At 45.2% G+C, this 13,592-nt stretch carries 13 protein-coding genes; 4 read left to right on the forward strand and 9 right to left on the reverse strand.

Annotation, left to right across the window (positions count from 1 at the left end):
• Nucleotides 1-234 precede the first annotated feature (234 nt).
• Nucleotides 235-768 (forward strand): ECF transporter S component, encoded by a 534-nt coding sequence (locus AC2EXB_RS18895; RefSeq protein ID WP_235197691.1) that lies wholly within the window; start codon nucleotides 235-237, stop codon nucleotides 766-768.
• A 50-nt stretch (nucleotides 769-818) separates the two neighbouring features.
• Here AC2EXB_RS18895 and AC2EXB_RS18900 read toward each other — a convergent pair whose 3' ends face one another.
• The 4 genes from AC2EXB_RS18900 to AC2EXB_RS18915 all read right to left on the reverse strand — a co-directional run bounded on the left by AC2EXB_RS18900 (nucleotide 819) and on the right by AC2EXB_RS18915 (nucleotide 5,653).
• A complete protein-coding gene (locus AC2EXB_RS18900) occupies nucleotides 819-1,457 on the reverse strand; it encodes an O-methyltransferase (RefSeq protein WP_483602847.1) in 639 nt (212 codons plus the stop codon).
• 105 nt (nucleotides 1,458-1,562) lie between these two features.
• The gene (locus AC2EXB_RS18905; protein WP_483602848.1) at nucleotides 1,563-3,077 is read right to left on the reverse strand and encodes a malate:quinone oxidoreductase; all 1,515 of its coding nucleotides are present in this window, start codon (nucleotides 3,075-3,077) and stop codon (nucleotides 1,563-1,565) included.
• Nucleotides 3,078-3,337: 260 nt separating this feature from the next.
• Nucleotides 3,338-4,909: a histidine kinase N-terminal 7TM domain-containing diguanylate cyclase gene (locus AC2EXB_RS18910; RefSeq protein ID WP_483602849.1), complete on the reverse strand. Its 1,572-nt coding sequence runs from the start codon at nucleotides 4,907-4,909 to the stop codon at nucleotides 3,338-3,340.
• A gap of 246 nt (nucleotides 4,910-5,155) precedes the next feature.
• Entirely contained in the window at nucleotides 5,156-5,653 is a 498-nt protein-coding gene (locus tag AC2EXB_RS18915) for an LURP-one-related/scramblase family protein (protein ID WP_483602850.1), read from the reverse strand.
• A gap of 401 nt (nucleotides 5,654-6,054) precedes the next feature.
• Here AC2EXB_RS18915 and AC2EXB_RS18920 point away from each other — a divergent pair, with 401 nt between their 5' ends.
• Both AC2EXB_RS18920 and AC2EXB_RS18925 read left to right on the forward strand, forming a co-directional pair.
• Complete coding sequence (locus tag AC2EXB_RS18920; protein ID WP_483602852.1) at nucleotides 6,055-6,510, forward strand: EamA family transporter; 456 nt, start codon at nucleotides 6,055-6,057, stop codon at nucleotides 6,508-6,510.
• 118 nt (nucleotides 6,511-6,628) lie between these two features.
• Entirely contained in the window at nucleotides 6,629-7,198 is a 570-nt protein-coding gene (locus AC2EXB_RS18925) for a YdeI/OmpD-associated family protein (RefSeq protein ID WP_483602854.1), read from the forward strand.
• A 63-nt stretch (nucleotides 7,199-7,261) separates the two neighbouring features.
• Here the strand turns inward: AC2EXB_RS18925 and AC2EXB_RS18930 are convergent, their stop codons facing one another.
• The 5 genes from AC2EXB_RS18930 to arr all read right to left on the reverse strand — a co-directional run bounded on the left by AC2EXB_RS18930 (nucleotide 7,262) and on the right by arr (nucleotide 10,904).
• Entirely contained in the window at nucleotides 7,262-8,455 is a 1,194-nt protein-coding gene (locus AC2EXB_RS18930; RefSeq protein WP_483602856.1) for a DUF4317 domain-containing protein, read from the reverse strand.
• Between the two features lie 219 nt (nucleotides 8,456-8,674).
• Nucleotides 8,675-9,157 carry a nucleoside deaminase gene (locus AC2EXB_RS18935; RefSeq protein WP_483602858.1) on the reverse strand — a complete coding sequence of 161 codons (483 nt, stop codon included), beginning with the start codon at nucleotides 9,155-9,157 and terminating at the stop codon, nucleotides 8,675-8,677.
• 22 nt (nucleotides 9,158-9,179) lie between these two features.
• On the reverse strand, nucleotides 9,180-9,899 hold the full coding sequence (deoD, locus tag AC2EXB_RS18940) for a purine-nucleoside phosphorylase (protein ID WP_235197710.1): 720 nt from the start codon (nucleotides 9,897-9,899) through the stop codon (nucleotides 9,180-9,182).
• Between the two features lie 58 nt (nucleotides 9,900-9,957).
• Entirely contained in the window at nucleotides 9,958-10,449 is a 492-nt protein-coding gene (locus AC2EXB_RS18945; RefSeq protein WP_483602860.1) for a GNAT family N-acetyltransferase, read from the reverse strand.
• A gap of 41 nt (nucleotides 10,450-10,490) precedes the next feature.
• Nucleotides 10,491-10,904, reverse strand: a complete 414-nt coding sequence (gene arr / locus AC2EXB_RS18950; RefSeq protein WP_483604792.1) for an NAD(+)--rifampin ADP-ribosyltransferase — start codon at nucleotides 10,902-10,904, stop codon at nucleotides 10,491-10,493.
• 595 nt (nucleotides 10,905-11,499) lie between these two features.
• On the opposite strand from arr, the gene AC2EXB_RS18955 reads away from it, so the two are divergent.
• Nucleotides 11,500-13,425, forward strand: coding sequence for a sigma-70 family RNA polymerase sigma factor (locus AC2EXB_RS18955; protein ID WP_483602862.1), 1,926 nt, complete (start codon nucleotides 11,500-11,502; stop codon nucleotides 13,423-13,425).
• Nucleotides 13,426-13,592 lie beyond the last annotated feature (167 nt).

Genomic DNA, 13,592 nt, shown 5'->3' on the forward strand with positions numbered 1-13,592 from the left:
TATCAATATTAATAGAATAGAAATACCCAATTTTGAAAATTCATACTAATTATCTATTGACGTTTATAGGAAATAAAAATTAGTTTTTTCAGTTATCAATTCTATTTTTTATAACTGACCTCTACATTTTCTTCTGAATTGATACTTTTCACTAGGCCATCCCTTTGATAATGTATGGTAACAGTCCGTTACAGTATTGCAATGGACCGAAACAATAGATAAGGATGGGTTACCATGCAAAAAACAACTACTTACCCGAGTACACGCACTTTTGATCTGATTTTAACTTCTATGGCCATCGCTCTCGTATTTGTGGCTACTCTTTTATTAAATATCCGACTTCCTATCGCTGCAAATGGCGGATTGGTCCATTTAGGAACCGCTATGCTTTTCATCATTTCCACCCTTTTCGGCCCTAAAAAAGGAGCCATTGCCGGCGGTGTGGGGATGGGATTGTTCGATTTGTTTTCCGGCTGGACGCTTTGGGCGCCATTCAGTCTCGTGACGCGCGGCCTGCAAGGTTATATTGTCGGCAAAATCTCTTGGGCAAAAGGGCGGAATGGCGGAAGCATTGGCTTTAATATTTTGGCGGCTCTTGTCTCGCTGCCGTTTATGCTCGCTGGCTATTATGTTTGCGAAGCTGTGCTCTTCAGCAGTTGGATTATTCCACTGGCTTCTATCCCAGGCAACCTTGTTCAAAATATTGTTGGCCTCGCTGTGGCGATTCCAGTCGTGGCAGCATTAAAGAAAACCCCATTTTTCAAATAAACACATAAAAAAGAGGATGCGAAATTGCTGCATCCTCTTTTTCATTCCAATCAATTTATGACTCTTGAAACAGTTACTCCATCACCAATTGGAATTAATAATGATTCCAATCGTGGATGATTAGCTACTAAGTCATTGTATTTTTTCATGATATCCGTATACCGTTTTGGCTCGGCTAGATCGTCAACGACACTTCCCGCTGCCAATACATTATCCGAAAGAATCAATGCACCTGATTCTGCAAGCTGCAGACAGCCATTCAAATAATTTTCATAGTTTTCTTTATCGGCATCGATAAAGAAAAAATCGAATGTGTTCTTGTCCGCAATCAACTTTTCCAGACTTTCCAGCGCCGCGCCTGTCAGGTAGCTAATCTGTTCTTCAAAACCGGCCTTGGTCAAATTTCGCTCCGCAACTTCTGCATAACGTTCTTCCAGCTCCAAGGACGTTAACTTTCCTTCGCTGCCGAATCCACGAGCCAGGCAAATTCCGCTGTATCCGCCAAGTGCCCCTATTTCCAAGATATTCTTCGCTCCAGAAATCGCCACTAACATGGTCAGCAATTTTCCGGAAGACGGTGAAACTGAAATGGCTGGCATGCCATTTTCTGCGATGGAAGCTACGACTTCTTCTAATAGAGCATCTTGAGTGTTGAATACGGCATCAATATACGCATTTGTCTTTTTCATATCAGAGATTCCCCTTTTTCGATTTTGGATGCTGCCTTTATTATAACGGCCCCATCAAAAAAAGAACCATTCTTCCCTTTTACGGGAGGAATGGTCCTTTTGGAATTACTTCGTCAATACAGCTGTTTTTGTTTCTTCTTCAACCACTAATCCCAATGTTTTAGCTGTTGAAGTGTGGACTTCTTTTAGAAGTTCCGGATGTTCGTTTAATGATTTGCCGTAAGATGGCACCATTTCTTTGATCTTCGGCTCCCAGTCTTTGATTTGTTCTGGGAAGCATTTTGCAAAGATTTCAAGCATGGCATGGACCGCTGTCGATGCACCTGGAGAAGCGCCCAGCAATGCTGCGATCGAACCGTCAGCTGCTGTTACGATTTCCGTACCGAATTGAAGCGTCCCTTTGCCTTTATCGGTATCTTTGATCACTTGAACACGCTGTCCTGCTACCACAACATCCCAGTCTTCAAGTTTTGCCGTCGGGATGAATTCACGCAATTCTTCGATGCGCTGTTCGTTGGAAAGCATCAATTGCTGCACAAGGTACTTCGTCAAAGAAAGCTCTTTAGCACCTGCTGCAAGCATTGTGAAAACGTTATTCGGTTTTACAGAACCGATTAGATCCATATTTGAACCGGTCTTCAGGAATTTTGGAGAGAAACCGGCAAATGGACCGAATAGCAATGATTTTTTGTTGTCGATAAAGCGTGTGTCAAGATGCGGAACAGACATCGGAGGAGCTCCGACTTTTGCTTTTCCGTAAACTTTCGCATGGTGCTGTTCAACGATTTCGGGTTTGTTGCAGACAAGGAACAAGCCGCTTACTGGGAATCCGCCAATATGCTTGGACTCCGGAATGCCTGTTTTCTGCAGCAATGGCAAGCTTCCGCCTCCACCGCCGATAAACACGAAGCTTGCTGTATGATACTCGATTTTGTCGCTTTCAAGATCATGCACTTTCACTTCCCATTTGCCTTCGCTGTTGCGTTTAATATCTTTCACGCTGTGTTTGTAATTGATGTCGACATTTTGCTCTTTCAAATGTTCAAAAAGCATTTTTGTCAACGCGCCGAAGTTTACATCTGTACCTGTATCGATTTTAGTTGCTGCCAATGGCTCAGTTGATGTACGGCCTTCCATGATGAGTGGAATCCATTTCTTCAATGTCTCTGCATCTTCTGCGTATTCCATTCCTTTGAATAACGGAATATCAGCCAATGCTTTAAAGCGGTTGTTCAAGAATTTCACATTGTCTTCCCCTTCTACTAAACTCATATGGGGAATCGACTTGATGAAATCTTCCGGGTTGCTGATCCGTCCGTTTTTCACAAGGAAGGACCAGAATTGCCGCGACAACTGGAACTGTTCATTGATTTTGATCGCTTTATTGATATCAATGGATCCGTCAGAGTTCTCAGGAGTATAGTTCAGCTCGCATAATGCAGCATGTCCTGTACCCGCGTTATTCCATTCGTTAGAGCTCTCAGCCCCTGCGCTTGGAAGCTTCTCAAACACTTGGATTTCCATCTCAGGTGCTACCTCTTTAAGCATTGACCCTAAAGTCGCGCTCATGACTCCAGCACCAATTAAAATAACGTCTGTTTTCTTCTGTAGGTTGCCCATTCTAACCTTCCTTTTCTAACCGATTATTGCAGAAAACTCAAGGCATGGCTTTCTTGGTGTCAAACACCGCCGAAGAATGCTGATTTCTGCTTTACTATTAACTATATCATACTGGCTCGTAGTTATTTACAATTCAAAACATTACTATTATAAGCCTTTTAAAGAGAAAAGTCCGTTAAAAAGACTTCAATTTGCATAAAAATAAAGCCTTTTCCCATTTTTTTAAGGAGAAGGCTTTTATACTTTCCGTGATTTCTTTATTAATATTTTAGGAGCTGTTCAGCCGCATAGGTTTTCACCTGGTTGCGCCCTTCGTGTTTTGCCGCATATAAAGCGAGATCCGCTTTGTTCAGGAGCTGATAGAGGGTTTCTTCCGGCATCGCCGAAGCTTCAGCCACCCCGCTGCTTATGGTTACGGAGATCCGGTTCTCGTCCACCTGCAAAAAGCTGGTTTCTACGTGGCGGCGCAGCCGCTCTGCCACTGCTGCCCCTTCTTCAATATTCATACCGTCTAACGCCAATACAAATTCCTCGCCGCCATAGCGCGCGAACAACATCTTCTCTTTCAACTCTGCTCGGCAAATGTCGACCACATGTTTCAGCAGCTGATCGCCTACTTGATGCCCAAATGTGTCGTTTACTTGTTTGAAATGATCGATGTCAATCAGCATCACAGTGAAAGGAGCTTCCACTCGTTTGGCTTTGGCAAATTGCTGCTCGCTTATTTGGAAGAATGCCCGCCGGTTGAAAATCCCGGTCAGTTCGTCGTAATAGGCTTGGTGCTCAAGCTTTCGCTGCAAGCTCTTTAATTCTGTAATATCCGTAAAAATGATCAGCAAGCCTTTATTTTCGCTGCCATGCCGCAACGGAGAAATACGCACTTGGTAAACGCGTTCCAAAAGTCCGTTCTTCAACTCGATTTCCTGCAGCGACTCTGCCGCTTTTAATTCAAATGGAAATGCTGTTTCAGACAACCCTTTCCATACATTTTCAAAATGCACACCGAATAGCGATGCATCGAGCGAAGGAAACATCTTTTCAGCCGATTGGTTATATTCAATGAGATTGAGTGATTCGTTCAAGACAAAAACACCATCGCTTATGCTATTGAATATCGCATCTTTGGCAATCGGCATAACCGCAAATAATTGCGAGCGGTTGATCACCCAGAGATAGAGAATGGAAGAAACGCAAATGACCATCGGCACCGGATCAATTCCTTCAGGCGTTAAGCCGATCAAGTAAATAAATGCAGTGGACATGGGAATCAATTGGCCAATTGATAAAGCAAAAATTTGTGGACGGTAAGCTTTCGCCGTTTCTCTCCAGCGGAAAAGCACCAGTAAGAAAGCAGCCAACATACAGCCGAAGGTATAAATTCCGTGGATAAGGTACCAGAGACCGATTTCCTGATGAACGAAAGGGGCGCCTAGCGAAGGGTCAATTTCAAACACTTTGTAATGAAGATGATGAACATCATTTGTTGCTACCATCAAGACACTGATGGCAGGTATAGCAAGCATCGCTGCAATTCGTTTTTTCGTCAGCTTTATTCCCAAGTAATGCATGACGAACAGCAATCCTAAAGGCGCCGAAGCTGCCATGCCGATATAGAGCAAAATGTTCCAGAGCTTCAATTGCCCAATGGTATCGGCGGTTAAACTAAAAGCGGAAGCGAAGCAATAGATGGTGATAGAAACTGTATAGATCATAAAAAAATTAGCGATTTTCTTGTATTGCTGCCTTTTCGCAAAGACATATGCGCCTAAATATAAATTCAATACACCGGATGTACAGATCAGCGTAATATAGGTCGTTAATTGAGAACTCATCCTATTCCCTTCTTCAAACTTTACATTTTTTCTTATAATGTAGCACATGTTCAGGTAAAAGTAGATAGAAAGTAGAAGGAAATTCCAAAAAAATTAGCACATTTTTCCCATAATGATGGATTCCGATTTTTTTCTCTAGCGTCGAGCTCCCGTGCTCCTGCAAACCGGGTGAAGCAAGCGGGCTTCGGATTTTTTAAGCCCACTGACCTAGGGCAAACATGCTTTGCAGCTTTTCCTGCCGCACCATTACCCCGCTCCCCCGGAAGCCGCAGCAGACTGGTCCGATTTGACGCAGTCAATGGCCACCACAATGGCAATCACCACTGTTTCCATTTCTTCATCCAGAATCTCTACTTTGTAGCTGTCTCCCCAAGTAAACCATTCCTTGCTGACCTGCCCTACCACTACTTCGTGCTGCAGGATTTGAAAATTCATATCCCACCAATTGCCTTGAACCTGGATGCCTGTGCCTTCAATCCTATAGCGGGCTTTCAAGAAAGAAAACTCTTTTTGGATCGTCAGCCGTTCCTGCCCGTTCACTTCCACGAAAAACTTCGGCAGGAAGCTGAATGTCTTCTTCGTGATCAGCGCCACTTCCTCTCTTGCCGGGTTCATGAGGCTGAAGGTTTTAGGGATTTTCATAAAGCTGCCTTCCACATAATATACATCGTTTTCTGCTGAATCTTTTACCGTGAATTTGCCGCTCAGGCTGAAGACTTTCTGTTTGATGTAGAACTGTTTCATTGTTGGTCCCCCTCTTATAGTCGTGTTTTCTGCGAATATTCGTACCGGATTCATGCAATGTGATTCTCCTCTTCTTTAATTCCATACAGCTTTTAAAATGCCTGCATGGCGATAATGATACCTACAGGAAGTGCGCTTCGGAAAGTGTCCCGCTATTTGTCCAAACCATGTCGCCGCCCTCTATTTCTTGGGCTTCAAATGCGCCGGAAAACCCTATCTGCCGCTTATCTATGCTAAGATAATCTAATTGTGCTTCAGCATGTAGGAGGTCATAGGATGAAATTCAATAAAGGAATTTTGTTTATTTTATTAGGTGCTTCATTTTTCGGTTTTACCCCGATTTTGTCTTTTTTGCTTCGAATTTTATCGGCGGTGAGATTCAGGGCCTGCCGATTAAAGGATTGGTTTTCGGCATTCTTTCCGCCTTCACCTATGCCGGCTTCATTTTCTGCAGCGGCAAAGTCGCCGTAAGAGTCGATGCCTGGACCCGCAGTTCAATCATGGTTACCGGCTCGGCCATTTTGGTCCTTGTTTTGTTCATGGGTGAAATTCCAACGGTTCTGCCGTTAGAAAAAGACTTGTTTGCTTCGGCAGCTGGCGTGTCATTATTCGGAGCCGTGCTGCCACCATTGTTTTATGCGGCCGGCGCTCCGTTGGTTTCCGGAGGTGAAGCAAACATCCTGACTTCCGTTGAACTGCCCATCGCCATTCTGTCAGCGAGCATCTTTTTGTCTGAATTCATCGCTCTCTATCAGTGGTTCGGCATCGGCATTATACTGGGCGCGATTGCTTTAAACGAGCTCGGCCCGAACTGGATCCGGAAAAGGCGGCAAAATCGCGCGCCATCTCGTGCATAGAACTTGAAACGCTGGTCCTTTTCGTTCTTGATTTAACGGGCTCAAATCGATTTAATAGGAAGTATATAAGCCAATAGGAACTGAACAGAATTTTCTAAAGCGAAAGGATCTGTCCAAATTGGAGATGGAAAATCTACTCCCTGTTAAAACCCGGCAGGAACTGCGAACTTGGCTGAAAGAGCACGCAGCCACTGAAAAATGCTGCTGGGTGGTCGTCAGTGTCAAAGAGCGGCCGAATACGCTTCTTTATTTAGATGCGGTAGAGGAAGCTCTATGCTTCGGCTGGATTGACAGCACCAAAAAAAGGATCTCGGATACCGAAGTGGCCCAAAGGCTTTCGCCGCGCCAGAAAAAGAGCAACTTCACAGAGTTGAATAAAGAACGTGTCCGCAGGTTAGAGAAACTGGGCTTAATGACAGACCAGGGCCGGAGCGCCTTGCCGGATATGCGTCCGGAAGCCTTTGTCATCGATCCGGAAATCCAAGCTCGCTTGAAAGAAGACACACAAGTCTGGCAGCATTTCCTCGACTTTCCGGATGCCTACAAACGAATTCGCATCGACACGATCCAAAGCGTTAAACGCGACCCTGAACTGTTCAATAAACGATTGGCGAAGTTTATCGAAAACACACGGGAAAATAAATTGTACGGCCAGTGGCATGACAATGGGCGTTTGATTGATAGTTAGACAGAAAAAGGCCCCAAACTTCTCGAATGAGAAGTTTGGGGCCTGTATTGTTGTAATTTTTCTCTATTCCAGCTGTTCTTCTTCCAGCAGCTTAAAGCCCTCGATCATCGTGTCTTCTTCCACTTCGATCAGGATGCAGCGCTTGCCGTTGTAATTGACGCCTTTGACGTAGCGCAAGTCTTGCGGGCTGATTTTGATCTCCGCGACTTTCGTGTTGATTTTGATGGATTTTGATGCATAGCTTGGCACGACATGGCTTGCTTTCATTTCGTAGTTTTTGTCTTCCACCACCTGCTGGAAAGCGCGCTCCACTTTTTCAGCGCTCACTTCTTTCACGCCGCTCGCCTTCAGTACCCGCGTCACCTCCACCGTATCCAATACCGGGACCTCCACCTCTTCTTTCTCCGCTTCTTTTTCCACTTCGAGCATGAGGTTGATTTCATCGTAGAGGCCGGCTAAGGTCCGGGAATTCACTTCTTCGCCGATTACCGCTTTGACGATTTCCTCGAACACCGCTTTGTCTTCTTCCGCCGTAATGATTTCGTCGCCATTCAATACATTTTCGATAAACTGGAAATCGGGTTTATTCGCTTTGCTCGCCGAATAGACGATGTGGTTGACGTCTGCGGCATTGTCGGTAAAGCCCGGGAACAGGAAACCGCCGACCGGTGAAGTCAATTTGATGACCGGGTCGAGCAAGATGTTCGATTTGAATTCCTTTTCGGCAAAATCAAACACGAGCGAGCTTTTCGGCAATTCCGTCTGGTTCATGCTGCCGAGGATGAACGGCGTCGTGTACACTTCGTCGCGCATGTTGATTTCCGTTTCATCCGCTTCGCGTTTCGTCGTCTTGAAATACGTCCCGCGGATAAATGTGATGACCATGTCCTTCTCAAACGGTTTTTCTTCAATCATTTTTAACGCGATGCGCTGCATGTTTTCCTGCCATTCCGCAGCCTCTTTCGTTTCAAGCCCTTCATACAATAAGCGCTGCGTATGGTCTGCCTGCCCTTCTTCCTGCGGCAGAAACTTCACTTCAAACAGTTTGGCATCGAGCTTCCCGCCCAATACCTTTTTAAAATTGGCTAAAAACAGCTCTTGCTGTTCCCGGTCGAGCAGTGAAAAAGAACGGCTGTCCTCGTGGAAAATTTCCGTCGCTTCTCCCTGGATGTAGACATTGTAAATCTCTGCGATTTTCAGTAGATCCGTATCAAGCTTAAAACGTTTGCGAATATCGGCTATATCTTTGTTATTCATTTTTAAATCCAACTCCCTGGCTAATAAAATCCGTGTGGTGCAAAAAAAAGAGCAGCCAAAGTGAAATTCCGGCTTTTGGCGCTCTCTTATTATACCAATAGTTGAAGTCTCACGCGTGGCTCCGAAGCATGCGCTCTGAATAGCTGCTAAAACTGTAAAATCAGCGTCTCAACCACAACAAACAGCCAGATGAAAAACGAGGCGCCGCAAACGATTTTTTCACCCTTTTGCCGCATGAAGCCGGCGATGAAGTTCGTGGACCTGCTCTGCCAGTTCAGGAACCGGCCCTTCCACTTGGGCATCCCTGATCACTTCTTCTATGGCCAGGTTGTAGACAGATCCCTGCTCCACACCCAGCTCACTGAGCCAGCCGGCCAATTGCTTCGATGAAGTCGCATAGAAGATTTTTCCTAATCCGACTTTTCCATGGGCTGCTGAACACATGGGGCAATGCTCCCCGGACGTGTAAACCGTTGCCTTTCTTCTTTCTTCAGGCATCATATGGTTGGCTGCCCATCTCGCAATCGCAAATTCCGGGTGCTGCGTGTAATCGCCGCCTCCCACGTGATTATGGTCTTCAAACAACACTTTCCCTTCAGCTGACACCAAAACGGAACCGAATGGCTCGTCCCCTTTTTCTAAAGCGGTTTCTGCAAGTTCCACGCAACGCCGCAAGTGTTTTAAATCCGTTTCAGTCACCATTTTCGCATCTTCCCCCGTCTCTTCAAATCATATCCAAAGCGATTTCCATCATCTGCGTGAAGGCAGTCTGCCTTTCTTCCTGCGTTGTCTGTTCGTGCGTAATCATGTGGTCGCTCACTGTCAAAATGGTTAAGGCTTTGACGCCCGCACTGGCAGCATTCAAATACAGGCTTGTCGTTTCCATTTCCGCGGCCAGGATCCCCATCTTCGCCCATTTTTCTGTGGCGGTTTCATCTGCATTATAGAAAATATCACTTGATAGGACATTTCCGATATGGACTTTGTACTCTTTTTCATCCGCTGCTTTTTTGGCCTTTTCCAATAGATCATAAGAGGCGGTCAGCGGAAATTGCCCCGGCAGATTCCATTGATGGGCATAATCCGAATCCGTTGCCGCGCCCATTGCGAATATCAGATCATACAATTTGATTTCCTTTTGCATGGCACCGCAAGAGCCGATACGAATTAAATTCTTAACACCAAATACGTTGATCAATTCCCAAGAGTAGATCGCCATGCTTGGCGTCCCCATGCCGGTACCCATTACAGAAACTTTCTTCCCCTTGTATTCTCCTGTATAGCCCAGCATGCCCCTGACTTCATTAAACAAAACAGGGTTTTCCAGAAAGGTTTCAGCAATGAATTTGGCACGGTACGGATCTCCCGGCAAAAGAATCGTTTCGGCGATTTCCACTCCGTTGGGCTTGATGTGCGGGGTTTCTTTTACTTCGTTGTTGGTCATTTGAATCGCTCCTTTTCTTTTTACTGTATTCCTTTAGTCTTGACAGAGATATTGGAGCTCAACTGCTGAAGTGTTCAAAATCCCATGAATAAACCACTTCCACGCTGTTCGCGTCTACTTTTGAAAACCCCAATTTCTCCAGTAACCGAGCCGAAGCCATATTCTCCGGCGCTGCTCCGGCCATTATTTTGAAATTCCCTTGCTGCCTGATCCAAACCATCAGCGAATGGACGATTTCATATGCAATCCCTTGTCTTTTAAAGGCTGGGCTCACCGTATAGCCAATCCAGAACGTGTCCACTTCCTTTTTCACGTAGATATCCCCGAGCAGCTTCTGATCGGCTTTCCGGACAACCGCAAATTGCGCCCCGCTTTCCAATGACTGTTCTTTCAATAGCGCTTCTTCATATTCTTCCTTTGAGCGGCCTTTAAAATATTGATGCTTCATCCATTCCGGATTATTGCGGTAGGACATGAAATCATCCAGATCGTCCGCATGAAATGGCCTGACCCAGCATCTTTCTGAGGTGAATAGCAACTCTTTCTCCACTTCTTGAGCCCCCTTGCCGTATTGTATGCCAACCACTCCGCTCAGTTGATGATTTCACCGGTCTTCTTCGCTGAACCCTCCCGCATTTTTTGCAGTTGAGCGGGGGGCAACGCCGTCCATTCCGTTTCTTCCCCGACAATTCGCAAAGGTTCTTTCGAGCGATAGGATCGTGTTAAGTTCCCCGGGAATTTTTTGTCTGTCACATTGGGATCGTTTTCAAATTCGCCTGTCGGTTCCACTTGGTAAACGCGGTCTCTCCCTTCTCCTGCTGCTAATGCGGCTGCAAGTCCCGCTCCATCGGCACCCGCTGCAAAATAGATATGGTTCATCTTGAGTCCGTCCCTGTAATTTGAATTACCGCCAGCGGTCAATAGATCACCGACTGCCAGGTCCGCTTTTGTGCCATGATAAAATGGACCCGTATCCGTTGGCGGGCCCTCAAATGATTGGGCCAGTTCCTCATTTCTTTTTGCGTTCTCTGCATCGCCCAATTCTTTATGGCAGGCCGCAATATTTCGATATAAGGCCGGATACGCACTTTTGACATTTTCATCCTCGATTTCCCGTGCACTTTGCAAGGATTTTTCCATCCATTCCAACTTTTCTGCAGGACTCTTTTGTACACGGCCTAAATGATAAGCTGCGATAAACCGTTCATAGTCATCCGTTGCCGCGTGCCAGGCTTGTTGAAAAGTCTCGGCTGCCTCGGTTGTGTTTCCGCTGTCTTCCAGGGCCATCCCCCTCATGCAAAGTTTAACAACGGCATTGGCTGGGCTGAATTTTGTCTCCATAGAAGTTCCCTCCAATTGAATGTTTTACCAGTGGCATTTCCATCCTCTTGCCCTATGCTCCTCACAGAACCTTATGGCTGATTGGCTTTATTATATAATAAAAAAACAGCAGGAATCACGAATGAATAGAAAAATTCAGACAAATCGATTGCCATCATCTAAACCCGCTTTTCATCTTAGTCGGATTATTTTCAATAAAATATTTTGCGGTGAAACCTTTTTCCTTATTTATTCCCCTAACTATATAGGAGGTATGTCAATGGAACAATTAGTTCGAGCAGCGATCGCCGGCCAGGAAGAAGCATTTGAACAGTTAGCGGAGACCGAGAAGTCTAAGCTTCTCTCAAAAGCTTATTCCTATGTCGGCAACAAAGAAGACGCATCAGACATCGTACAAGAAAGTTTGCTGCAGGCGTATAAATCAATTCATCAACTAAAAGAAGCTAAATATTTCTCAACATGGCTATTCAAGATTCTAATCCGGCAATGCTATGCTTTTCTGCGGCAGAAGAAGCAAACTCTCGTTATCCAAACTGAACTCATTCAGCAGCAAATAACAGAGCATGAACAGCCCGCTACTTATGAATTTGTCCATGAGGCGCTTTCTTCGCTTCGAAAAGATTATCAAACGGTCCTTGTCCTATTTTATTTTTATGATTTTCCTGTACGAGAAATTGCCCCACTGTTAGATAAGCCGATCAATACGGTCAAAATGCATTTGCATCGCGGCCGCAATCAATTAAAAAAGCAGCTCGAACAACAGATGAACTTACCGGTTACGGAGAAAGAAGTGATCTACATGTTAAAAGAACAACTGGCCCAAGCCGCCTTGAATTTTGTGTCGATTCCCCAGGACTATCAATTATTTGTTGAAGATTATTCAAATGAGCAGGCAAAATTCATATGGGCGACGGACGAATTAGACAGTGAAATTGGTGTAACCCTTGATCAAAACGGCAAATTAATCGAATTGACCAGACTGCCTTCAACAAATGGAACGCTCGCAACGATAGAGCAGCAGCAATCGATTGCCGAACAGTTTTTAAGCTCGCACTACGCGGAAGCACTTGATTATTTATCGTTGTCTCAGGTGAGCCAAAAAGAGGAAGAAGCCCGGTTCCTTTATGGACAATATGCAGGAGGCTCCCCTCTTGCGAGCTATACCACCAAAATCTCTGTTTCTAAATACGGGGAAATTATTGGTTTTAAATATGGGGGGTACACGAAAACACCCCCGGCATTTCCAGCGCAGCTTGCTGGTGAAGAAGCAATTTTACAGCAACTCCTTAAAGCGCCATGGAAGTTATCGTTGAAATATTTAACGACTGACATTTATTCGGTTCCAAAGCCGGGCCTGTACCCAGTTTATGAAAGTCCGATCGTTTACCATTCCTTCAATGCCATGACCGGGCAGCCTGCCTTTGAGCATGAACCGGAAGAGCCTGGGACGTTCATCCCTTTTCCAAACACAGCGGCAGTTGAAAAACTGGCGACGATTGAAGACATAATCGGCGTGTCGGAAGGAATGGCCAAGCTGCGGGAAGTGGAAATCGATGAAAACACATTCGTCGCCGTATGGCGTGGAAAGGACTGGCAAGCACCAAAAGATAAAACAATGGAGAGCCTCCTTCTTGATCGTATGGAAGATACGGTAAAAGCAAAAGTGGATAAGCATTCCGGGAAGCTCAAGGAATTCATGTGGTTTAAAGAACGTAAAGGTGAGCTGGATCTTTCGTTTGAAGCTTGCCGTGACATTGCTTGTACATTCATTGCCACGTATTTTGACGAGTATCTGCCTTATCTGCAATTACAAATCGAAGAGCCCTCTTTTAACGGAGTCCATTGCGCATTTTTCACATTCCCGCTGCACGCAGCCCAAGGTTTGCAAATAGAAGGTGAACGTTTTTATGTCGGTGTCAACAGAACTACAGGATTCATTGACATCTTCTGGTCTCCGCGGATGGACTTAGCCGAACTTCAATCTTTTGAAGTTTCAACGATCCAACCTTTCGAACAGGTGAAATCCACCTTGCAGAAAATCGAGCCTTTCTTGCAATGGTCTAAAACGTACGATGAAAAGGAATCGGATGATGTCTTAGAATACAAATTAGGGTTGAGAGGAACAAAAGAGCAGGTTGTTGGGATCGATGCGAGGACGGGGGAGCTTATTGTCAGTTGTATTTAGGCAATTAACCGTGAGGAAATGAACTACACGGTGAAGTGAACTTATTTTTACAGTGTTTCATAAGCAGCGCTTGATTACTCCAATAAAGCAAAAAGGTGCGGTCTTCTCATTAAAAGAAGACCGCACCTTTTTAATAAACGCTATAAATGATAAGTCTCTGCCTCTTG

It is taken from the genome of Planococcus alkaliphilus, from assembly GCF_057031095.1.

Coding starts and splice junctions, on each gene's coding strand:
- AC2EXB_RS18935 (WP_483602858.1), bottom strand. CDS start 9,157: ATGGTGACTGAAACGGATTTAAAACACTTGCGGCGTTGCGTGGAACTT.
- AC2EXB_RS18930 (WP_483602856.1), bottom strand. CDS start 8,455: ATGAATAACAAAGATATAGCCGATATTCGCAAACGTTTTAAGCTTGAT.
- AC2EXB_RS18905 (WP_483602848.1), bottom strand. CDS start 3,077: ATGGGCAACCTACAGAAGAAAACAGACGTTATTTTAATTGGTGCTGGA.
- AC2EXB_RS18900 (WP_483602847.1), bottom strand. CDS start 1,457: ATGAAAAAGACAAATGCGTATATTGATGCCGTATTCAACACTCAAGAT.
- deoD (WP_235197710.1), bottom strand. CDS start 9,899: ATGACCAACAACGAAGTAAAAGAAACCCCGCACATCAAGCCCAACGGA.
- AC2EXB_RS18955 (WP_483602862.1), top strand. CDS start 11,500: ATGGAACAATTAGTTCGAGCAGCGATCGCCGGCCAGGAAGAAGCATTT.
- AC2EXB_RS18915 (WP_483602850.1), bottom strand. CDS start 5,653: ATGAAACAGTTCTACATCAAACAGAAAGTCTTCAGCCTGAGCGGCAAA.
- AC2EXB_RS18910 (WP_483602849.1), bottom strand. CDS start 4,909: ATGAGTTCTCAATTAACGACCTATATTACGCTGATCTGTACATCCGGT.
- AC2EXB_RS18895 (WP_235197691.1), top strand. CDS start 235: ATGCAAAAAACAACTACTTACCCGAGTACACGCACTTTTGATCTGATT.